The sequence below is a fragment of the Cohnella baijiui genome, from assembly GCF_020731285.1.
Classification (GTDB): Bacteria; Bacillota; Bacilli; order Paenibacillales; family Paenibacillaceae; genus Cohnella.
On record NZ_JAJFOW010000005.1, the window covers coordinates 39,659 to 62,220 of the forward strand.

The following is a 22,562-nucleotide window of genomic DNA, read 5'->3' on the forward strand; positions in this document are numbered from 1 at the left end:
ACGCCGGATGGATCGGAAACGAAGCGGCCCGGCGGGCACACCGTCATCCTTTGCTTTGGCAGGATGGAAGCACAGCACGGCGGTCCGGTGGCTGCTGCTGCTCGTCTTCGTCCTGCTCTTTTATTTCAGTCTCTCGCCCCGGCTCGTCCCGAATACGTACGACATCACGTTGGGAGCCAAAAGCGAGCACGACATCAAGGCGCCGCACCAGGAAGTGGACGAGAAGGCGACGCTCCAAGCTCAGGAGTCGGCGGCCGAGAAGGTCGGATCGATTTATACGTATCTCGCGCTCCACAACGAAAACCTGATCGACAGCATTCTGATCCGGATCGACCAGCTCAACCAGGACGACCAGATCACGCAGGACCAGAAAGTCGACATTTACCGGCGCGAGCTGCCGGGACGCATCACCGAGTTCGTCGACCGGTTCGCCCAGTTCAACGCGAATTCGGGCAACTACTCGGCCAGCGTGCTGGAGGAGATGCGCAAGGTCGTGGCCGACCAGCTCTACGATTTGCCGGAGGAGACGTACTACAAGCTTCCGAAGCTCACCTCGCAGCAGATCGCCGAGATGCGCTCCGTTTCGGTCGACATCGTCCGGCGGCTCGTCAGCGACCCGCTGTCGAACGCCGATACCGCCCGCGCCAAAGTGGCCGAGCTGGTCAACGGCAGCTCGCTGTCGCTGAAGACGCAGCGGGAGACGGTCCAGGAGCTTGCCCGGTTCGTGCTGACGCCGAACAAGTTCTACGACAAAGAAGCGACCGACAACGCCAAGGTGCAGGCCAAGCAAAACACCCCGCAGGTGGTCATCAAGCAGGGAGACGTCATCGTCAAGGCGGGGCAGGTCATCACCGAGGAAATGTACGAACGGCTCGACAGCATGGGCCTGCTTCAGGAAAAGCGGACCTACTGGCCGCAGCTCGGCGTGCTGATGCTGTCCGTCCTGTTCGTCCTCGCGTTTTACGGATACGGCGAGCTGACGTCCTCTTCGTCCGCTTCGCTCAACCGGTCCAACGTCCACTGGCTCATGCTGCTGCTGATCTTCGCGCTCAGCATTCTGATCATGCATCTGGTGACGCTCGCCCATAGCGAGGATTGGCCGTTCATCGGCTACCTCGCACCCGTGGCGCTGGGCAGCATGCTCGTGACGCTGCTGCTGGACATGCATCTGGGACTCGTAAGCGCCATCCTCTTCACCGTTCTGGCAAGCATTATCCTGAACGTGGAGCAGGAGTCGATCTTCGACTTCCACTACGGATTCGTGGCCGCCGTCGTGTCGTTCACTTCGGTGCTGGCGATTCACCGGGCGAGCCAACGATCGTCGATCCTGAAGGCCGGCATCATGGTCAGCCTGTTCGGCTCCGTCGCGGTCACGGCGCTCATGCTGGTCGGTCCCGACCCGGACCGGCTCAAGCTCGTCCAGTCGATCGGCTTCATGTTCGCGAGCGGGCTCTTGACCGCCGTGCTCGTCATCGGCCTCATGCCGTTTTTCGAAGTCACGTTCGGCATCTTGTCCATGCTGAAGCTCGTCGAGCTGTCGAACCCGAATCATCCGCTGCTTCGCAAGCTGCTCACGGAGACGCCGGGCACGTATCATCACAGTTTGATGGTGGGCAACCTGTCGGAAGCGGCGGCGGAATCGGTCGGCGCGAACGGCCTGCTGTGCCGGGTCGGCTCGTTCTATCACGATGTCGGCAAGACGAAGCGGCCGCTCTATTTCATCGAGAATCAAAACGGCGGCGACAACCCGCACGACAAGCTCGATCCGAAGGTGAGCGCCTCGATCATCATCGCGCACGCGCGGGACGGCGCGGACATGCTGAAGGCGCACAAGCTGCCCAAGCAAATCCGCGACATCGCGGAGCAGCATCACGGGACGTCGTTCCTGAAGTATTTCTACTTCAAGGCGGTCAAACAGGCCGAGGCCGAAGACCGCCCGAACGAATGGACCGAGGAGGACTTCCGCTATCCGGGTCCGAAGGCGCAATCCAAGGAGGCGGCCATCGTCGGCATCGCCGACAGCGTGGAGGCCGCGGTACGCTCCTTGAACCACCCGACGGTGGAGCAGGTGGAGTCGATCATCGCCAAGATTATCAAGGACCGGCTGGACGACCAGCAGCTGAGCGAGTGCGACCTCACGCTAAGAGAGCTCGACAAGATCGCGGAGACGCTCAAGGTAACGGTCATCGGCATGTTCCATTCGCGCATCGAGTACCCGGATGCCAAATCTCTTAAAAATCGCAGCGAGCCAAAGGAGCAGCAGGCATGAGTTTGAAGCTGGAATGGATCGACGAACGGGAAAACGGCGGGGGACCGGAGGAGGCGGATTGGCCGGCGCTGCTCGAGAAGCTGCTGTCGCTTGCCGGCGAGTCGGAAGGCGTGACCGAAGGACTCGTCTCGCTTACGCTGACCGACAACGAAGGCATCCGCGAGCTGAACCGGCAGTTCCGAGGACTGGACAAGCCGACGGACGTACTGTCCTTCCCGCTTCGCGATGCGGGGGAAGCGCCGGCGATCGTCTACGACGGCGAGTACGAGACGGAAGCCGTCGAGATCGAAGGCGACTGGGACGAAGAGGACGAAGAGGACGAAGAAGCCGACGCGCTCGTCGGACCGGCGGATCAGGCGCCTTTCGAGGAGCCGCTGGGCGACATCGTCATTTCGGTTCCGCGGATGCGGGAGCAGGCGGAGGAATACGAGCATAGCCGGGAGCGCGAGCTTGGCTTCCTGTTCGTACACGGCTTCCTGCACCTGCTCGGCTACGATCATGAGGATGAGGCGTCCGAGAAAGAAATGTTTGCGAAGCAGGAGTCGGTGCTGGCGAAGGCAGGCCTTTTGCGGTGAGCCGCCGGCAGTCCGAGCTCTCGTCGTTCCGCAACGCAGTGAGCGGCATCGTTTACGCGCTGCGGTCGGAGCCGCACATGCGCTTTCATCTTGCGGCGACCGCCGTCGTGCTTGCGCTGGCTGGCGTCTTGAGCCTGCCGGCGGGAGCTTGGCTCTGGCTGCTGGCGGCGTCCGGCATCGTCTGGATCGCCGAGCTGGTCAATACGGCGGTCGAGCGGGCCGTCGATCTCGCCTCGCCCGAGCGCAGCGAGCTGGCCAAAGCCGCCAAAGACGTCGCGGCGGGCGCCGTGCTCGTGGCGGCTGTTTTGGCTGCGATCGTCGGCGTGCTGGTGCTCGGACCCGCGTTGTGGGACCGTTGGATCGCGTAAAGGATAGAACTGGGTGTCCGACTGCGGGCACGTATCGAAGATACAGGAGGAAGATTCATGATCGCAACAGGTTGGACGCCGGAAAAGCTGCTCGAAGCGGCAGCGGAAGCGCGCCGGAGGGCCTATGTGCCGTATTCCCAATTCCAGGTCGGAGCGGCGCTGCTCGATGCGGACGGCCGGGTGCATTTCGGATGCAACGTCGAGAACGCCGCGTACGGGCCATCGAACTGCGCCGAGCGCACCGCGCTGTTCCGGGCGATTGCCGACGGCTGCCCGCCCCGCACGTTCCAGGCCATGGCTGTCATCGGCGATACGCCGGACCCGATCACGCCTTGCGGCGTCTGCCGCCAGGTGATTTCCGAGCTGTGCGGACCGGACATGCCGATCGTGCTGGGCAACGTGGCCGGCGCTTACCGGATGACGACGGCGGCGGAGCTATTGCCCGGCGCCTTCGGACCGTCGGATCTGGATTACGGAAAGGAAACGCAGTCCCATGAGCGCTGATTCCAAGTTCAAGTCCGGCTTTGTCGCCATTGTAGGACGCCCGAACGTCGGTAAGTCCACACTGATGAACCAAGTGATCGGGCAAAAAATCGCGATCATGTCGGATAAGCCGCAGACGACGCGCAACAAGATTCACGGCGTCTATACGACGGATGAGATGCAGATCGTATTTCTCGATACGCCGGGCATCCACAAATCGAACTCCAAGCTGGGGGACTACATGGTCAAGTCCGCGATGAGCGCGCTGGAGGAAGTCGAAGCCGTGCTCTTCCTGACGGACGTATCCGAAGAACTCGGCGGCGGCGACCGGTTCATCATCGAGCAGCTCAAAAAGGTGAAGACGCCCGTGTTCCTCGTCATGAACAAGATCGACAAGGTGCATCCCGAAGCGTTGCTTCCGATCATCCAGACCTACAGCAAGCTCCACGACTTCACGGAAGTCGTGCCCGTATCCGCGCTGCAGGGCAGCAACGTCACGACGCTGCTGGAGCAGATCGGCCGCTATTTGCCGGAAGGACCGATGTATTATCCGGCCGATCAGATCACGGACCATCCCGAGCAATTCATCTGCGCGGAGCTGATCCGGGAAAAAATTCTGCAAAGCACGCGCGAAGAAATCCCGCACTCCATCGCGGTCGAAATCGAGTCGATGGGCGCAGGGGACAACGGCGTGGTCAACATCGGCGCCGTCATCTACGTGGAGCGGCCTTCGCAAAAGGGAATCGTCATCGGCAAAAACGGCGCCATGCTGAAGGAAGTCGGAAAGCGCGCCCGCGAGGATATGGAGCGGCTGCTCGGATCGAAAATCTTCCTCGAGCTGTGGGTCAAAGTGAAAGAGGACTGGCGCAACCGCGAATCCGTCTTGAAGTCGCTGGGTTTCCGACACGATTGACGATCGAAGTCCGCCCCGCGCCGGAGGCATGGGGCGGCGAAGCAAAATGTTGCCAGCATACCGCTTTCCGCCAGGGGCATCCTAACGACGGAGCAAGTCATTTCCGTCGGGAGAGGATGAGGCGCCGTGCGGGATTTTACATGGCACGTGTTTACACAGACCGGCGATATCGAAGCTTACTTGCTGTACAAGGAAATGCACATGCTCGGGACGGACGGCTCCGCGAAGGAGCCGGCTCCCGATCGCGACGACGGCGAGGCCGTCGTCGGGGCGGCTTCGACCTGACGGAGACCGCCCCCGGCTTTCGGGCGCGGTGCGCCCGAAGCCTACAAGGCGGGAGACGACGGAGGAGAGGCCGATGCTCTACCGGATGGAAGGCATCGTCATACGGAGCACGGATTACGGGGAAGGCAACAAGATCATCACTGTCTTCACCCCCACGCATGGCAAGCAAGGTCTCGTCGTCCGCGGGGCCCGCAAACCGAAGAGTCGATACGCATCGCTGGCGCAGTTGTTTACGCTCGGCGATTTTTCGTTTTATAAAACCGGCCAGCTCGGCACGCTGAACAGCGGAGAGATCATTGAGCCATTCCGCGAGCTGCGGGAAAACTTGGATGCCGCCGCCTATGCCGCCTATCTGGTCGAGCTGTGCGACCGGGCGGTGCAGGACGAGGATGCGAGCGCCTTCCTCTACGCCCAGCTCAAAGCGGCGCTTGCCGCGATCGCCGAAGGCAAGGACCCGCCAATTCTGGCGCGGCTCTTCGAGATGAAAATCGCGCGAGCCGCGGGGTACGCGCCGGTGCTGGACGAATGCGTGAACTGCGGCCGAATCGACGGTCCGTTCCGCTTCAGCCCGGCGGCCGGAGGCGCCCTTTGCCGGCAGTGCGCTTCTCGCGATCCGTCGGCACTCGAGCTGGAAGAGCCCGTCTGGAAGCTGCTGCGCGTCTTCTCCGCGATGGACATTCGCCGACTGGGCCAAATTACGGTAAAAGAAAGCTCTGCGGGGCAGTTAAAGCTCGCCATGCGGCGCTGGTTCGATCACCATCTCGCCCTTCACCTCAAATCCAGACATTTCTTGGATCAGTGGGAGCGGGGCAGCGATTTTTTCAAGCCCAATGCGTGATCGAACGTATGATGCTCATCTCGCGGAGCCGCAAGGTGACGGTCCAAGAATGCGAGGATTTGACAATCGCGTGCCTGATCGGGTACAATCTCATTTACGAATGGCGTTTGTTCTCGACGAAGGAGAAAGTAGCCGGTTGCCTGTCGGCAGCTGCAGCGAGCCGGGGAGGGTGAAAGCCCGGCGCGACGAACCGGCGAAGGGCGCTCCGGAGAGGACGGCCAGATGAAAGAGCGGGCGAATGGATTGCGAAGGCGGCCGCGGGCGACTTAGACCCGCCCTGCGTGCGTCGCAAGCCGAAGCCAAGTAGGGTGGAACCGCGGGATGCGATGCTCCCGTCCCTATGTCTGCAGGGCAGACGTGGGACGGGAGCTTTTTGTCATCTTTCCCGGCGTGCTGCTACTTCGGATCACCATGGATCAAAGGAGCGAGAGAAATGAATTTTCAGCAGATGACGCTGACGCTGCAGCAATTTTGGGCGGAGCAGAATTGCATCGTCGTACAGCCGTACGACACCGAAAAGGGCGCGGGCACGATGAACCCGATGACCTTCCTCCGCACGATCGGACCGGAGCCGTGGAACGTGGCTTACGTCGAGCCTTCGCGGCGCCCGGCCGACGGCCGTTACGGGGAAAATCCGAACCGGCTGTATCAGCACCACCAATTCCAAGTCATCATGAAGCCGTCCCCGGACAACATTCAGGAGCTCTACCTGGAGAGCTTGAAGCAGCTCGGCATCGACCCGCTGCAGCACGACATCCGCTTCGTCGAGGACAACTGGGAGTCGCCGACGCTCGGTGCCTGGGGTCTCGGCTGGGAAGTGTGGCTCGACGGCATGGAGATTACGCAGTTTACCTATTTCCAGCAGGTCGGGGGCATCGATTGCCATCCGGTCGCCGTCGAGATCACCTACGGGATGGAGCGGCTCGCTTCGTACATTCAGGCGAAGGAGAACGTGTTCGACCTCGAATGGGTGAACGGCGTCACGTACGGCGACGTATTCAAGCATCCGGAGTACGAGCATTCCAAATATACGTTCGAGGTATCGGACGTCGCGATGCTGTTCCAGCTGTTCTCGACGTACGAGGCCGAGGCGAAGCGGGCGATGGACGAGAATCTCGTCTTCCCGGCGTACGACTACGTCTTGAAGTGCTCCCATACGTTTAACCTGCTCGACGCCCGCGGCGCCATCAGCGTCACGGAGCGGACAGGGTATATCGCGCGGGTGCGCAACCTGGCAAGGGCGGTCGCGGCGACTTTCCTGCAGGAGCGCGAGCGGCTCGGCTTCCCGCTGCTGAAGAAAGGAGAGGTCGCCCATGGCTAAGGACCTGCTGCTCGAGATCGGGCTGGAAGAAGTGCCGGCGCGCTTCGTGCGCGGCGCGATGAACCAACTGAAAGAAAAGACGGAAAAATGGCTCGAGGCGAGCCGCCTCGACTATCGGGCCGTGCAAGCATATGCGACGCCGCGGCGCCTCGCGGTGGTCGTTGAAGGACTCGCCGACAAGCAGAGCGACGTAAGCGAGGAGGCCAAAGGTCCGGCGCGCAAAATCGCCCAGGACGAGAGCGGCGCCTGGACGAAAGCGGCACTCGGCTTCGCACGCAGCCAGGGCGTCGATCCCGAGGCGCTGTTCTTCAAGGAGCTCGGCGGCGTCGAATACGTGTACGCGATCAAGTCCAGCGTCGGGGTGGAAGCCGCCGAATTGCTTCCCGAAGCGCTGCCTACCCTCGTAACCTCGCTGACCTTTCCGAAGAATATGCGTTGGGGAGATTACGAGCTGCGCTACGTGCGTCCGATCCGCTGGCTGATCGCCCTGCACGGCGGCGAGGTCGTGCCGTTCGAGATCGCAGGGGTGCGGACCGGCAACGTCAGCCGCGGCCACCGCTTCCTGGGCGGAGACGCGACGATCGGCTCGTCGTCCGAATATGTCGCCAAGCTGCGCGAGCAACGCGTCATCGCCGACGTCGAGGAGCGCAAGCAGGCGATCCTGGACGGCATCCGGGCGCTGGCGGAGGAACGGGGCTGGCATATCGCCGTGAAGGACGACCTGCTGGAGGAAGTGCTTTTCCTGGTCGAAACGCCGACCGTGCTGAGCGGGTCGTTCGACCCGGCGTTCCTTCGCATTCCGCAGGAAGTGCTGATCACGTCGATGCGGGAGCATCAGCGCTACTTCCCGGTACTGAACGCCGAAGGCAAGCTCCAGCCGCACTTCGTCACCGTTCGCAACGGCGACGCCGCCGCGATCGAGACGGTCGCCAAGGGCAACGAGAAGGTGCTCCGCGCCCGGCTGTCCGATGCGAAGTTTTTCTACGAGGAAGACCAGAAGGGCGAAATCCCGGCCTTCCTGGCGAAGCTCGAGAACATCGTCTACCACGAAGAGCTCGGCACGGTGGCCGACAAGGTGCGCCGCATTCGCGAAACGGCCGACAAGATCGCCGCCCAGCTGCTGGCGGACGGCGAGACGCGCGGCTTCGTCAGCCGGACGGCGGACATCTGCAAGTTCGATCTCGTCACCCAGATGGTGTACGAATTCCCCGAGCTGCAGGGAATCATGGGCGAGGACTACGCGCGGAAGTTCGGCGAACCCGACGCCGTCGCCGAGGCGATCAACGAGCACTATGCGCCGCGCAACGCAAACGACGCGCCGCCGGCTTCGCTCGTCGGTGCCATCGTCGGGATCGCCGACAAGATCGATACGATCGTCGGCTGCTTCTCGATCGGCATCGTGCCGACCGGCTCGCAGGATCCGTACGCGCTGCGCCGCCAGGCGGCGGGCATCGTGTCGACGCTGCTGGCGCACGGCCTCGAGCTGTCGCTTTCGGACCTGTTCCAGATTTCCCGAGGCGTCCACGGCGCGTCCGGCCGGACGCAAAAGCGCGAGCCGTACGATCTGCTGAAGGATCTGAATGACTTTTTCGCCTTGCGGGTAAAGAACGTACTAACGGAGCAACAAATTCGCTACGACGTCGTGGACGCGATCCTCGGCGCGGGCGTCGACGACGTGCGCCGGACCGTGCTCCGCGCCCAAGCGCTGCAGGCGGCTGCCGCCGAAGGGAGCAAGGAAGCGTTCCGGCCGGCGGCGGAAGCGTTCAATCGGGTATGCAACCTGGCGGCCAAAGCGGACGATTCGCGCCAGGTCGACGTGCATCTGTTCCAGGATCCGTCCGAGGGCGCGTTGTACGAAGCTTGGCAGCATGCGCACGGCGCCCTGACCAAGGCGGGCGCGGAGGCGAAAATGGCGGAAGCGCTGGAAGCGCTGGCGTCCCTCAGCGGTCCCGTCACCGCCTTCTTCGAAGCCGTCATGGTCATGGCCGAGGACGAGGCGATCCGGCGCAACCGGCTGTCCCTGCTCGCCACGATCGCCGACGACGTCAAAGGCTTCGCCGACTTCGCGAAGCTGAACGGCTAGCGGATCCGCGCGGCCCGGGAAAGGGGAGATTCGGTTGGCGGCAAGCAGCGTAACGGTATATGTCGTATCCGATTCGGCGGGGGACACGGGGGAGCTGGCGGTGCGCGCCGCGGCTGCGCAGTTCCATCCCTTGAACGTCCAGATCCGCCGAGCCGGCTTCATCCAGCGCCGTGAAGGGATCGACACGATCCTCGACATCGCGGAGACGGAGCAGGCGATCGTGCTGTTCACCCTCGTTATCCCGGAACTGCGGGACCATATGGCGCGGGAGACGGCGCGACGCCACATTGCGGCGATCGATCTGCTCGGCCCGCTCATCGGTCAGATGGAACGGCAGTTCGGCAGGGAGTCGCGGCACGAACCGGGACTGAACCACAAGCTGGACGCCGGCTACTTCCGCAAAGTCGAAGCGGTCGAATTCGCGGTCCGCTACGATGACGCGCGGGATGTGGCCGGCGTCATGAAGGCCGATATCGTCCTGACGGGCGTGTCCCGGACGTCGAAGACGCCGCTCTCCATGGTGCTCGCCCACAAGACGTACAAGGTGGCCAACGTCCCGCTCGTTCCCGAGCTGACGCCGCCCAAGGAGCTGTTCCAGGTGCCGACGCGCAAGGTGGTCGGATTGACGATCCGGCCCGACGCGCTGAACGCGATCCGCAAGGAACGGCTCAAGGCGCTGGGGCTGCCGAATACGGCGTCGTACGCGACGCCCGAACGGATCGCCCAGGAGCTGGCGTACGCGCATGACATCATGGAGCGCATCGGCTGCGTCATCATCGACGTGTCCAACAAGGCGGTCGAAGAAACCGCGAGCCTCATCATGGAGCATTTCGAGCAATAGCGTCGTCCCCGGAGCAACCGGCCGGCCCGTCCAAGGCCGCTGGTTGCTCCTGCGTTCGCGGTAGGAAAGTCAAGATTTGACAAAATTTCGACATATTTGCGGTAAAAGGCTTGACATCCCACGTCGATAGGTATATCATTTTGAAATTTAATGGGACGCTGGCAGGATTTCGGACGCGCACGGCGTATATAATAAGGACCTCAAAAGAATGATGAATCGGCGGGGTTGTCGAATGGTACCGATCCGTAACCGCGTCGTCGTCGACGGCGACGCATGTCCGGTAAAGGCCGAGGTCGCGCGCGCGGTGCAGGCATGCGGGGCGACCGCTCTGATGGTTTCCTCGCACGCGCACGTGCTCGTGCCGGAAGACCGGGTGCAGGTCGTCACGGTGGACGCCAGCGATCAAGCGGCAGATCTGTATATCGCCAACGTCCTGACCAAGCGGGATATCCTGGTCACCGGCGATTACGGCTTGGCCGCCCTCGGCTTGGCCCGCGGGGCAGCCGTCCTGACGCCGAGAGGGAAGGCGATCGGGGAAGCGGATATCGACGGGCTGCTGGCGCAAAGGCACTTTTCCGCCAAGCAGCGGCGAGGAGGCGCGCGGACGCGCGGCCCGAAGCCGTTCACGGACGAGGACCGCGCCCGGTTTCAACAAAAACTGACATATCTACTGCGGGGGATGCAGGAGAATCGAGAAGGTTAGCGAATTGTAATACGTGCCGAATGATCGGCTAAGGTGGACAGGTTATGAGTCATGGCATGATTCCACAAGAGACCATCGACGAAGTGCTGCGCCGTTTCGAGATCGGGGAGACCGTTGGCCGTTACGTGCAGCTGTCCAAGCAAGGCAAGTATTTGAAGGGGCTCTGCCCCTTTCATTCCGAGAAGACGCCCTCCTTCACCGTGACGCCGGAAAAGCAAATCTTCCATTGTTACGGCTGCGGAAAGGGCGGCAACGTCATTAAGTTCGTCATGGAAATGGAGAACGAGACGTTCCCGGAAGCCGTCAAGCGGCTGTGCGAGGAAGCGGGCATTCCGATTACCTGGTCGGCCCAGCCGGAGGAGCAGACGCCGCGGCAGCGCGAACGGTCCAAGCTGGTCGAAGCGCACACACTGGCCGCGAGGGTGTACCATTACGTCCTGCGGAATACGGAGGCGGGCGCTCCCGCGATGGCGTACTTGCGGTCGCGCGGCCTCGGCGACAAGCTCATCGAGGAATTCGGCCTCGGCTATGCGCCGTCGAGATGGGACATGCTGGTCAAGCAGCTCTCCAAAAACGGCTACGAAGCCGAAGAAATGGAACGCGGAGGCCTGCTGTCCCGTAGACAGGAAGGGGAGGGCTACGTCGATCGGTTCCGCGATCGGGTCATGTTCCCGATCCACGACGGGGACGGCAAGCTCATCGCCTTTGCGGGCAGGCTCATGTCTGACGGTCAGCCCAAATACCTGAACACGCCCGAGTCGCCCTTGTTCAGCAAGAGCAGGACCCTCTACCGGCTGCACGAGGCGAAGGGCGCCATACGCAAGTCTCGTCAGGTCGTCTTGTTCGAAGGCTATATGGATGTGATCAAATCTTGGTCCGCTGGCGTCGCGAATGGCGTCGCCACGATGGGCACGGCGCTTACGGCCGAGCACGCGGCGCTGCTGAAGCGGTTCGCCGACGAGGCGATCCTCGTCTACGACGGCGACGACGCCGGACAAGCCGCCGCCCACAAGAGCATTCCGCTGCTTGAAGGCGCGGGCTTCCGCGTCCGGATCGGACTGCTGCCGGGGCGCATGGATCCGGACGAATACATCGCCGAGTACGGGCCCGAAGCGTTCGTGCGGGAGACGATCGAAGGTGCCGTCTCCGCCGTCAAATTTCAGCTCATCTATTTGCGCAAATCCCATATACTTCTAGAAGAAGATGGGAAGATCCGGTACCTGAAGGACGCGATCCGGCTCGTGGCGCGCCGGGAATCCCCGACGGAGCGGGAGTTGATCCTGAAGGAGCTTGCGCAGGAATTCGGCGTCTCCCTGGATACGCTGAAGCAGGACGTCGTCGACGTCCGGCGCCAAGAGAAATTGGGAACGACTGGGGATATTCCGGACGGATCGTGGAATAATGAATGGAATGAAAAGCGAAGTTCGTCCAGGCATCCGCCGCTGTCTCCCGCCTACGTGCAAGCCGAGCGGCAGCTCCTTTCCTGGATGATGCAAGACGCGGATACGGCGCTCCTCGTCCAGAATCGGCTGGGCGACCGTTTTCATGTAGAGGATCACGCGGCAATCGCTGCTTATTTATATGCATACTACGCGCATGGTCACGAGCCAGACACGGGCCGGTTCATCGCCTACCTTCAGCATGACCGCCTGGAGAGGACCTGCAGCGCCATCGCCCTCGAAGATACGCCCTTCGACGACAAGGTGCTGGAGGATTGTCTGCGGACGATTAGCCAGGCGTCGCTTACCCGCGATATCGACCGGAAGAAGGAAGAAATGCTTCGCGCGGAGCGTGCCGGCGACATCATGCTAGCCGTACAAATTGGAACAGAGATCATCGCCCTGGAGAAACAACGCAAGTAAAGCCGGCGTTGGGACGACGGGGAGGAGGGAGTCGGAAATGGCGAACGATCAACACACCGGGCTCGAAACGGAATCGACGCTGGAGCAAGTCAAAGCCCAGCTCATGGAGCAAGGGAAGAAAAAAAACGCGCTCACCTACAAAGACATCATGGAGAAGCTGTCTCCATTCGACCAGGATCCGGAGCAAATCGACGATTTCTTCGAGCAGCTCGCGGACCAAGGCATAGAAGTGGTGAACGATCACGATGAGATCAGCTCGAATAACGAAGAGGACGGACAGGACGACTTCAACTTCGATGACGATCTCTCTTTGCCGCCCGGTATCAAGATTAACGATCCGGTCCGGATGTACCTGAAGGAAATCGGCCGCGTGCCGCTGCTCGGCGCCGACGACGAGATCGAGCTTGCCCGCAAGATCGAGATCGGCGGTTACGACGGCGAAGAAGCGAAGAAAAGGCTGGCCGAAGCCAACCTCCGTCTCGTCGTGAGCATCGCCAAGCGTTATGTCGGACGAGGCATGCTTTTCCTGGACCTCATCCAGGAAGGAAACATGGGCCTCCTCAAAGCCGTCGAGAAATTCGACCATATGAAAGGCTTCAAGTTCAGCACGTACGCCACGTGGTGGATTCGCCAAGCGATTACCCGGGCGATCGCCGACCAGGCGCGCACGATTCGGATTCCGGTGCATATGGTCGAGACGATCAACAAGCTGATCCGGGTATCCAGACAGCTACTACAGGAGCTCGGGCGCGAGCCGACGCCGGAAGAGATCGCAGAGCAAATGGACCTCAGCGTCGACAAAGTCCGCGAGATCATGAAGATCGCGCAGGAGCCGGTCTCGCTCGAGACGCCGATCGGGGAAGAGGACGACTCCCATCTGGGGGACTTCATCGAAGACCAGGAGGCGCTGGCGCCGGCCGACGCGGCGGCTTACGAGCTGCTGAAGGAACAATTGGAAGACGTGCTCGATACGTTGACCGAACGGGAAGAGAACGTGTTGAGACTGCGTTTCGGGTTGGATGACGGGCGTACGCGGACCCTGGAGGAAGTGGGCAAGGTGTTCGGAGTGACGCGCGAACGGATTCGCCAGATCGAGGCGAAGGCGCTGCGCAAGCTGCGGCATCCGAGCCGGAGCAAGCGGCTTAAGGATTTCCTCGAATAAGGATGCAATGATAGCGTGGAGCAGGAGGCCTTCTGCCGAGTCAGTCGGTTGGAAGGTCTCTTGTCGTTTGCAGTGAACCGTGCCGAAGCGAGAGGAGCGGGCATCGTGCCAGCGTTGGATGAAGATCGGAAGAAATGGATCGTGCGAGAAATCGAAACGTGGCGGCGCGGAAAGCTGCTGCCCGAGCAGTATTGCGACTTCCTGCAAAATTTGTATTTGGATGATCTGACCGACCGGCCCAAAGGGCCGCTCGGGGAAGCCGTTCGCCGGGTGGGCCGCGCATCCGGCAAACAATGGGCGTTAACGATTGTCATTTTTTCCTTGATCTGTCTGATCGTACTTCATTTTAGCGCGTTTCCCCTGGCATTGCAAATCGCGCTCGGAGTCCTTGGCACAGCTGGATTCGTCGGCTGGGGCGCTCGTCGGCGCGAGCGTCAACCCGCCCGCGGGCTGGCGCTGACGGGAGCGGGGATGCTGTTTCAGTTCGGAATCGGCCTCGCTGTGCTCGGCATTCACGGGTGGACGAGCGGCGCGGGGCCGGTCGCACTGGTTGCGCTGTCCTCGCTGCTGTGGATCTGCTGCGGCCTCGCGCTACGGTTCTCGCTGCTGCACGGGCTCGGATGGATCGGCATCATCGGCTTGTACGCTTGGATGCTGTCCCGTCAAGTGCCCGATCCGAGCTGGCTGGAGGTTCAGGTGTTCTGGGTGCCCGCCGCGCTGCTGTTCGGATGGCTGAGCTGGTTCGTGCACGTCAAGTTCAAGGCGACGGGGACCGTGCTGTTCGCGAACGCGCTCATTCTTTGGTTCATGCCGGAGATTTACTCGGCGCTGTTCGACGTGGACCGCGCCTGGATACAGCTGGAGCTGCTGGTGAAAATCGCCGCAGTCGGGTACGGGTTGTTCCGGCTGCGAAAACAATGGATGGAATGGGTTGCTTAATGATGAATGAATCGAAAGAATACGCGGCGGGCCTCAAGCTGTCCCGCCGGCTCGCTGCGCTGGCAGATTGGGTGCCGGAAGGGGCGCGGTTCGCCGACATCGGCACGGACCACGCGCTGCTGCCGGTCTACCTGGCGGCGATCGGGCGCATTCCGTTCGCCGTCGCCGGCGACGTTCATGCCGGACCGGCTGAGGCGGCCCGGCGCCAAGTCGAGGCAGCCGGTCTCTCGGGTGTCGTGTCCGTCCGCCTGGGAGACGGACTGTCGGTGCTGTCGCCCGGCGAGGTGGACACGGTGTGCATTGCCGGCATGGGCGGATCGCTGATGGTCCGCCTGCTGGAGGCTGCGGGACCGCGCCTGCAAGGCGTGCGCACGTTGATCCTCTCGCCCCACGTCGCCGAGGATCAGGTGCGGCGTTGGCTCGTCGACCGGCAGTACGCGCTCGAGGACGAGCGGCTGCTGGCGGAGGACGGCGAGACGTACACGCTGATGCGGGCCGTCTACGTCGCCGATGCGGCGGAGGCGGCTGCGCGGAACGATCGGCTGTACGACGAGGCGCTGCTGACCCCGCGCTGTCCGGATGTGCCGCGGGAGCTGCTCCTGGCGATGGGGCCGCTGCTGCTCCGCGAAGCGGGCGAGACGTTCCGGGCGAAGTGGCGGGCGGAGCTGGCCAAGCGGGAGAAGATCCTCGCACAGCTGCGGCTAGGTCAGTCGGCTGGGGCCGAAGAAAAAGCGCGGGCGTGGGAAGAGGAGTCCCGACGAATCGAGGAGGTACTGTCATGTACGCAAGAGGGGAGACCATTGTCCAACTGATGGAGCGGCTCGCGCCGAAGCATTTTGCCGTACCGGACGACAAGATCGGCCTGCAGGTCGGCTCGCTTCGCAAGGAGATTCGCCGGGTGCTGGTAGCGCTCGACGTGAACGCCGAAGTCGTTCGCGAAGCCGGCGAACTCGGAGCCGAGCTGATCATCGCACATCACGCCGTCATCTACCGGCCGCTCGCCCACCTGCAGACCGACACGCCGGCGGGCGCGCTCGCCGCCGATCTGCTGCGGCGGGATATCGCCGTCTACGTGGCGCATACGAACCTGGACACGGCCGAAGGCGGCATGAACGACTGGATGGCGGAGGCGCTGGGCCTGAACGGTCGTGCCGTGCTGGAGGAAGTGCATACCGACCAGCTGTTCAAGCTGGCCGTCTTCGTCCCGCGCACGCATCAGGAGGCGGTCCGCGGCGCGCTGTTCGGAGCGGGCGCAGGCTGGATCGGCAATTACAGCCACTGCAGCTTCAATACGGAAGGGACGGGGACGTTCCTGCCGCGCGAAGGGAGCGAGCCGTTCCTCGGAAAGCAGGGACGCCTCGAGCAGGCGGAGGAAGTGCGGATCGAGACGGTCGTCCCGAACAGCGTGCGCAAGGCGGTCGTCCAAGCGATGCTGAAGGCTCATCCTTACGAAGAAGTCGCCTACGATTTGTACCCGATGGACCTCAAGGGACGCTCCTTCGGCTTGGGCCGCGTCGGAACGCTGCCCGAGCCCGAACCGCTCGACGTCTTCGCCGAGCGCGTGAAGCGGGCGCTGGACGTCCCGTTCGTCCGCTTCGTCGGAGATCCGGCCAAGCCGATCCGCAAAGTCGCGGTGCTCGGCGGCTCCGGCGCCCGCTACATCAGACACGCCAAGTTCGCGGGTGCGGACGCGCTCGTAACGGGCGACATCGACTACCATAGCGCGCAGGATGCGGAGGCGGCCGGGCTCGCGCTCGTCGATCCGGGACACAACGCCGAAAAGATCATGAAGCCGAAAGTGGCGGAATGGCTGCAAGCCCGCCTGAAGGAAAAAGGATCCGAGACCGAAGTTTTCGCCTCGCAAATTCATACGGAGCCGTTTCGGCTGCGGTAGCGGGACCAGTCATTCCCGTTTGTATTTGCGGACGATTCGCGTTATACTAGACGTTGCAGATCGGAAAGTTCGACAGACAATCGCTGGCGGCTTCGCGCCGCGAGAGGAAAGTCCGGGCTCCGTAGGGCAGGATGCTGGATAACGTCCAGTCAGCGCGAGCTGAAGGATAGTGCCACAGAAATGGACCGCCGATGGCCGCTCTCCGGAGCGGATCAGGCAAGGATGGAACCGTGGTGTAAGAGACCACGAGGGGCACTGGCGACTTTGCCCCTGGTAAACCCCATCTGGAGCAAGACCGAAGAGGAACGCAGCGGCTTTCGAGGCCGCAGCCCTTGCCCGGGGCGCGTTCGGGTTGGTCGCTGGAGCCGTGCGGCAACGTACGGCCTAGAAAGATGATTGTCGCTTCCATCCGTGGGAGGACCGCCCGGTCCGCGACGACCACCGGAAGTACAGAACCCGGCTTACGGCGAGCTTTCCGTATATGCCCAAAACCCGCCAGGCTGCTGCTTGGCGGGTTTTGGGCATGTTTGGCCCGACGCGGCGTTGCCCTCGGCGCGCGCGTCTTGTTAATATAGAGTGGACAGGAGGTTACCGACATGAGCGAAAGCCTGAATGGGACGGAAGCCGCGGTCCCGGCCCACGAACACGATCCGTCCGAGACGATTCGGGACATGGTGGACGCGATGAGCCGCGCGGGGTGGCGCATTACCGACCAGCGCCGGACGCTGGCCCAAATTTTCGCCGCCACGGACGGCTATCTGTCCCCCAAGGACGTCTACGACCAATTGACGGTCAAATATCCGAGCGTCAGCTTCAACACGGTGTACCGCAATCTCCGGATGCTGAGCGACATGGGCGTCCTCGAGCAGTTTTATTTTATGGACGGCGGCTTGAAGTTCAAGGCGAACTGCATCAAGCACCATCATCATCACCTCATCTGCACGAACTGCGAGCGGACGCTCACGTTCGATTATTGCCCGATGAAGGAGCCGCTCGAGCTTCCCGGAAATTACCGGATCTTGAGCCACCGTTTCGAGATTTACGGCGTATGCGAGCAGTGCCAGCGGGATCCGTCCGCGGCCGCCAAGGACGCCTGAGGGTTCGGCGCCGCCCGGACTTCCCGCCGGGAAGCCGGGCGGTTTTTGAGTCATACAGAATGCATAAGTTTTACTCTCTCCATTTCTGTAGGACTTCCGATAAAAAGTGTTGCCGCCCGGAAAGGCGGCAAAACCGTTTTTACTTGCCATTTAGAAGAGGCTGACTAATAAGGTTGAATTGGGGCCCGGGAGTCAGCAGCGCGGTTTTCAATGCGGATGAATGGGCATCCATTGACGATCTTTCCATTCCTGACGGCTGCCTCGGACGCGTGGCCAACAGCGAGGCCGGTTTCGAATGAATCAGTTGGGTCTTGGTGCAAATACGTCGGATTCCGGCCGATGGTTCGCCACAAGTTTTAGCCAATTGGTTCCTTTAGTCAATTAGTTGCATTCGTACATCTATTTAGGGTCATTTCGGGAGGGTGGAGCGGTTTACTTGTAAAAGTACATCTAAATTTAGCGTAAATCCGCCCTATACACAGAAAACGACGATTTAGTTGTACTTTTGCAACTAAGTGACCGTTAAGCAGGGAATATAGCAAAATTAGATGTACATTTGCTTCTAATCGTTGGATGCGGGATAGGCAACTCGGAAAGCGGATTCCGGCGTTTGCTGCTTCGCGTCTTGCCGAAGGTAAGCTTGGAGGTCGGATGGCTTTCGCTTGCCCATCATTTGTTGAAGAAGGAAGCAGTGGATCGAAAGCGAGAAACGGCGGTGCGGTTTTAGCCCAATCCTTTCCGTATGACCTCCGATAAAAACGTGCCGCCATCTTCCTTGAAGACGGCGGAGCCGGGTTTACTTGTGGGTGTTGACGCGGTGGGGCATTCCTTGCTATGATCACAAATAGTAATAATTACGGATTGGATGATTGGTTTGGACGTGCCTCTCTTCCCTTCGGGAGGCGGATGCGCTTCCGCACGAATTTATATAGTAATTATTACAATTAAAATCCCTCGTTACGTACCGAACGGACGAATCGGACCCCCATTCCGATCATCGGACCGGGTGCCCCAACGGGAAGGAGCCAACGACATGTCGACGAACAAACTGCCTGTGACCGTCCTGAGCGGCTATCTCGGCGCGGGAAAAACCACGATTTTGAAACACGTCTTGAACAACCGAAGCGGCTTGAGGGTCGCCGTTATCGTCAACGATCTGAGCGAAGTGAACATCGATGCGACGCTCGTCCGGGAAGGCAGCGAGCTGTCGCGCACGAACGAGCAGCTCGTGGAAATGTCGAACGGCTGTATTTGCTGCACGCTGCGGGAGGATCTGCTCCGCGAGGTGGAGCGGCTGGCCAAGGAAGACCGGTTCGATTATCTGCTCATCGAATCGACCGGCATCGGCGAGCCCATGCCGGTCGCCCAGACGTTCAGCTATATCGACCAAACGCTCGATATCGACCTGACGCGCTACTGTCGCCTGGATACGATGGTGACCGTCGTGGACGCCTACCGCTTTTGGCACGACTATGCGTCTGGCGAAACGCTGCTCGAGCGCAGCCAGGCGGTCGGGGAGGACGATACGCGGCACGTCGTCGACCTGCTCGTCGATCAGATCGAATGCTGCGACGTGCTCGTGCTGAATAAATGCGACCTGGTCGACGCGGAAAGCCTCGACGAGCTCGAGCGGGTCCTTCGCACGCTGCAGCCCGCCGCGCGCTTCATCCGTACGGAGCGCGGAGAGATCGATCCGGCCGCCATTTTGAACACGGGACTGTTCGACTTCGAGCGGGCGAGCAGCTCCGCCGGCTGGCAGCGGGAGCTTGAGAAGGACGCGCACACGCCGGAGACGGAGGAATACGGCATCTCCTCGTTCGTATACCGGCGGGCACGTCCGTTCCACCCGTCCCGGCTCATGGCCTGGATGTCCGACTGGCCGGCCGAAGTCGTTCGCGCCAAAGGCTTCCTCTGGCTCGCGACCCGGCAGCGGACGGCGGTGAGCGTCAGCCAGGCCGGTCCATCGATCCAGATGGGACCCGCGGGTCTCTGGGCGGCGGCGCTTCCAGAAGCGGAGCGGGAGGCGCTCCTTAGGGAGGAGCCGGAATGGCTGCAAACGTGGCATCCGATCTATGGCGACCGCCAAAACCAGCTCGTCCTGATCGGCATAGAGATGGATCGGCGGCGGCTCGAAGCCGAGCTGGACGCCTGCCTGCTATCGGATGTCGAGCTGGCCGGAGACTGGGACGATCTGGACGATTCGTTCCCCGGGGCCGAGTTCGAGCACGATGCGTTCGTGCAGGAAGCCGGCGCCGATCGCTAAGGCCAGAGGCAGGGCGAACCGCGGCATCGAGGCGGGCTCCACCCCCAGAATGAGGACATCCGGGCCCGGATACGCTACAATGGGTAATGGACTGTCTAGAGAGGTGGAGCGTGTTGAAATGAGCGTATCCGAACAACAATTGCAGCGTTACGCAAAGCTGATCGTGCAGGTGGGCGTTAACGTCCAATCCGGGCAGGAAGTGTTCCTCAGCTGCCAGATCGAAAATGCGCCGCTGGGCCGCGCAATCGTCGCGGAAGCTTATGCGGCCGGAGCGTCGAACGTACACGTCGATTGGCTGGACGATGCCGTGACGCGCTTAAGATACGAGCGGGCGGCGGACGATGTGTTCAAGTCGTTCCCGGCGTGGGAGACGGCCAAGCGCAATGCGTTCGTCGAAAAGGAAGCGTGCTTTATTTCGGTCGTGTCCTCGAATCCGGATCTGCTAAAAGGCATCGATCCGACCCGGATCGGCAACAACCAGAAGTCGGCCGGCGCCGGGCTCGCGGAATTCCGCAGAGCGACCCAAGCCGACCAGGTGAGCTGGTCGGTCGTCGCAGCACCGTCCCAGGCTTGGGCCGCCAAGGTGTTCCCGGACGTCCCGGTGGACGAAGCGGTGGATCGGCTTTGGCAGGCGATCTTCGACGCGGTGCGGCTGCAAGCGGAGGATCCGGTCGAGGCGTGGGGCCGGCACAACGATGCGCTGCATGCCAAGGTCAAGCTGTTGAACGGCAAGCGATTCAAGCAGCTCCGGTACCGGGCGCCGGGCACGGATCTGACGATCGGGCTGAACGAGAAGCACGTCTGGGTCGGCGCCTCCAGCGAGCGGCCGAACGGACTCCCGTTCCTGGCGAACCTGCCCACCGAGGAAGTGTTCACGGTGCCGCAGAAGGACGCCGTGGACGGCTACGTTTCGAGCACGAAGCCGCTCAGCTACGGCGGCAATCTGATCGACGGCTTCAAGATCACGTTCGAAAAAGGCCGGATCGTCCGGGTCGAAGCCCGGCAAGGGCAGGAGATTCTGGAGCAGCTCGTCCAAGTCGACGAGGGCGCGCGGTATTTGGGCGAAGTCGCGCTCGTTCCGCACGAATCGCCGATATCCCGGTCGAACATCTTGTTCTACCATACGCTGTTCGACGAGAACGCTTCGAATCATCTGGCCATCGGCAGCGGCTACGCCTTTAACATCGAAGGCGGCAAGACGATGTCTCGCGAGGAACTCGGGGCGCACGGGGTCAACGAAAGCGTCACTCACGTCGACTTTATGATCGGATCCGCCGACATGGACATCGATGGGATCGCACAAGACGGATCCGTCGTGCCGATTTTCCGCCAAGGCAACTGGGCGGTCTGAGCCCCTTCTAAAAAACGCCGCCGTCCCCGAAGGGGCGGCGGCGTTTTTTTGGCTTTAATGCGGTATCGGCGGGCGATCAGTCCTCGATCACCCCGGCCGGCGCTGCCTGGCTCCAGCGGCGGCCGAAGATCAGCAACAGCGAGATTAGCACGAAGGCGACCAACGCCAGGAGCGGAATCGTGACGACGCCGAACCAGTCCAGGTAATCCTCGTTGCAGGGAACCCCGACGGTGCACGGCAGGAGATTGGCCATTCCCGGCACCTTCTGTTCGCCGTAATGGTACAGCGAGAACAAGCCGCCGATGACGGCCAGCGGAAGCGCGTAGCCGACAATGCCGCGGTCGTCCTTGATCGCGGCGCGACCGAGCAGCAGCACGAGCGGGTACATGAAGATCCGCTGCAGCCAGCACAGCTTGCAGGGCGCATAGTTCATCACTTCGCTCAGGAACAAACTGCCGCCGGTGGCGACCAGCGAAACGACCCAAGCGAGATAGAGATAGTTGGAGCGAATGAAAACACGCACGCGAATTCCTCCGTCAGCGGATGGGATCGAATTCTACTTGGCCTCGTTCAGCGCTTTTTCGATTTCTTTTTTCAAGTTGTCGTATTTCAGCGCCTGGTCGTCCGTCAGCTTCTTGCCGTTGATAAAGACGCTCGGCGTGCCGTTCAGCTTCAGCTTGTTCAGCGCCAGCTTGTACTGCGCGTCGACTTCGTCCTTGTACGTCTGATTGTCGATGTCCTGCTTCATTTTGTCGAAGTCGAGCTTCAAGCCTTTGTCCTTGGCGAGCTGGACCAGATAGTCGGAGGTCGCCCAAGGGACCTTTTCGTCGCCTTGATTCGCATAAACGGCTTCGTAGAACTTCCAGAACTCGTCGTTATTTTGATGATAGACGGCTTGTCCTGCCAATGCGGCCGTATAGGAGTCCGGCGCGATGATCGTGAAGTTCATAAACGAGAGAGAGGCTTTTCCCGTATCGATAAAGTCTTTTTTGAGCTGCGGCTCGATCTGCTGGGCGAAAAATTGGCATGTCGTGCACTTGTAGTCTCCGAACTCGACGATCTTGACCTTCGCTTCGGTGTTGCCCTGCGTCGGCAGGCGATCGTACTCGAAGGAGACGGGCTTCGCCTCGGGTTTGAAAATGACGACCAGCACGATGAGGGCGATGAAGGCGACGACGGTCGACCACACCCAGATCCGCGTCTGTTTCTGCTTGCGCTGCGCCGCGGCTTGTTTTTTGATTCGTTCTTCGGTTTTTCGGTGCGATTTTTGCAAGGCCTTTGTTCCCCCTGATTCTCTAAGGAATGCGCTGCGCTT

At 61.5% G+C, this 22,562-nt stretch carries 21 protein-coding genes and 1 other RNA gene; 20 read left to right on the forward strand and 2 right to left on the reverse strand.

Features of this window, described 5'->3' with window-relative positions:
- The first annotated feature begins 7 nt into the window (after positions 1–7).
- From LKX83_RS06935 to LKX83_RS07030, 20 genes are all read left to right on the forward strand, one after another.
- The gene (locus tag LKX83_RS06935) at positions 8–2,269 is read left to right on the forward strand and encodes an HD family phosphohydrolase (RefSeq protein WP_227881449.1); all 2,262 of its coding nucleotides are present in this window, start codon (positions 8–10) and stop codon (positions 2,267–2,269) included.
- Positions 2,266–2,844, forward strand: coding sequence for an rRNA maturation RNase YbeY (gene ybeY / locus LKX83_RS06940; protein WP_227881450.1), 579 nt, complete (start codon positions 2,266–2,268; stop codon positions 2,842–2,844). Before LKX83_RS06935 ends, ybeY begins: the two co-directional genes overlap by 4 nt.
- A complete protein-coding gene (locus LKX83_RS06945) occupies positions 2,841–3,212 on the forward strand; it encodes a diacylglycerol kinase family protein (protein WP_227881451.1) in 372 nt (123 codons plus the stop codon). The genes ybeY and LKX83_RS06945 overlap by 4 nt, the downstream gene beginning before the upstream one ends.
- A gap of 57 nt (positions 3,213–3,269) precedes the next feature.
- Entirely contained in the window at positions 3,270–3,716 is a 447-nt protein-coding gene (gene cdd / locus LKX83_RS06950; protein WP_227881452.1) for a cytidine deaminase, read from the forward strand.
- Positions 3,706–4,608: a GTPase Era gene (era, locus tag LKX83_RS06955; protein WP_227881453.1), complete on the forward strand. Its 903-nt coding sequence runs from the start codon at positions 3,706–3,708 to the stop codon at positions 4,606–4,608. Before cdd ends, era begins: the two co-directional genes overlap by 11 nt.
- Before the next feature lie 126 nt (positions 4,609–4,734).
- Complete coding sequence (locus tag LKX83_RS06960) at positions 4,735–4,893, forward strand: YqzL family protein (protein WP_227881454.1); 159 nt, start codon at positions 4,735–4,737, stop codon at positions 4,891–4,893.
- Between the two features lie 73 nt (positions 4,894–4,966).
- Entirely contained in the window at positions 4,967–5,731 is a 765-nt protein-coding gene (recO, locus tag LKX83_RS06965; RefSeq protein WP_227881455.1) for a DNA repair protein RecO, read from the forward strand.
- Between the two features lie 433 nt (positions 5,732–6,164).
- Positions 6,165–7,052, forward strand: coding sequence for a glycine--tRNA ligase subunit alpha (glyQ, locus tag LKX83_RS06970; RefSeq protein ID WP_227881456.1), 888 nt, complete (start codon positions 6,165–6,167; stop codon positions 7,050–7,052).
- Complete coding sequence (gene glyS, locus LKX83_RS06975) at positions 7,045–9,135, forward strand: glycine--tRNA ligase subunit beta (RefSeq protein ID WP_227881457.1); 2,091 nt, start codon at positions 7,045–7,047, stop codon at positions 9,133–9,135. Before glyQ ends, glyS begins: the two co-directional genes overlap by 8 nt.
- 34 nt (positions 9,136–9,169) lie before the next feature.
- Positions 9,170–9,976, forward strand: a complete 807-nt coding sequence (locus tag LKX83_RS06980; RefSeq protein ID WP_227881458.1) for a pyruvate, water dikinase regulatory protein — start codon at positions 9,170–9,172, stop codon at positions 9,974–9,976.
- 232 nt (positions 9,977–10,208) lie between these two features.
- Entirely contained in the window at positions 10,209–10,679 is a 471-nt protein-coding gene (locus LKX83_RS06985) for a YaiI/YqxD family protein (RefSeq protein WP_227881459.1), read from the forward strand.
- 44 nt (positions 10,680–10,723) lie between these two features.
- Complete coding sequence (dnaG, locus tag LKX83_RS06990) at positions 10,724–12,541, forward strand: DNA primase (RefSeq protein ID WP_227881460.1); 1,818 nt, start codon at positions 10,724–10,726, stop codon at positions 12,539–12,541.
- A gap of 37 nt (positions 12,542–12,578) precedes the next feature.
- Positions 12,579–13,703, forward strand: a complete 1,125-nt coding sequence (gene rpoD / locus LKX83_RS06995) for an RNA polymerase sigma factor RpoD (RefSeq protein ID WP_227881461.1) — start codon at positions 12,579–12,581, stop codon at positions 13,701–13,703.
- A gap of 105 nt (positions 13,704–13,808) precedes the next feature.
- The gene (locus LKX83_RS07000) at positions 13,809–14,642 is read left to right on the forward strand and encodes a hypothetical protein (protein WP_227881462.1); all 834 of its coding nucleotides are present in this window, start codon (positions 13,809–13,811) and stop codon (positions 14,640–14,642) included.
- Between the two features lie 2 nt (positions 14,643–14,644).
- Positions 14,645–15,454 carry a tRNA (adenine(22)-N(1))-methyltransferase gene (locus LKX83_RS07005; protein ID WP_227881463.1) on the forward strand — a complete coding sequence of 270 codons (810 nt, stop codon included), beginning with the start codon at positions 14,645–14,647 and terminating at the stop codon, positions 15,452–15,454.
- Positions 15,421–16,536, forward strand: coding sequence for a Nif3-like dinuclear metal center hexameric protein (locus tag LKX83_RS07010; protein WP_227881464.1), 1,116 nt, complete (start codon positions 15,421–15,423; stop codon positions 16,534–16,536). Before LKX83_RS07005 ends, LKX83_RS07010 begins: the two co-directional genes overlap by 34 nt.
- 64 nt (positions 16,537–16,600) lie before the next feature.
- An RNA gene (gene rnpB, locus LKX83_RS07015) (RNase P RNA component class A) lies at positions 16,601–17,015 on the forward strand.
- A gap of 192 nt (positions 17,016–17,207) precedes the next feature.
- Positions 17,208–17,633, forward strand: a complete 426-nt coding sequence (locus LKX83_RS07020; RefSeq protein WP_227881687.1) for a Fur family transcriptional regulator — start codon at positions 17,208–17,210, stop codon at positions 17,631–17,633.
- A gap of 1,033 nt (positions 17,634–18,666) precedes the next feature.
- Positions 18,667–19,896, forward strand: a complete 1,230-nt coding sequence (locus LKX83_RS07025) for a GTP-binding protein (protein ID WP_227881465.1) — start codon at positions 18,667–18,669, stop codon at positions 19,894–19,896.
- Between the two features lie 118 nt (positions 19,897–20,014).
- A complete protein-coding gene (locus LKX83_RS07030; protein ID WP_227881466.1) occupies positions 20,015–21,247 on the forward strand; it encodes an aminopeptidase in 1,233 nt (410 codons plus the stop codon).
- A 76-nt stretch (positions 21,248–21,323) separates the two neighbouring features.
- Here LKX83_RS07030 and LKX83_RS07035 read toward each other — a convergent pair whose 3' ends face one another.
- Positions 21,324–21,776 (reverse strand): disulfide oxidoreductase, encoded by a 453-nt coding sequence (locus tag LKX83_RS07035; RefSeq protein WP_370639046.1) that lies wholly within the window; start codon positions 21,774–21,776, stop codon positions 21,324–21,326.
- 27 nt (positions 21,777–21,803) lie between these two features.
- Entirely contained in the window at positions 21,804–22,520 is a 717-nt protein-coding gene (locus LKX83_RS07040) for a DsbA family protein (protein WP_227881468.1), read from the reverse strand.
- Positions 22,521–22,562: the final 42 nt, after the last annotated feature.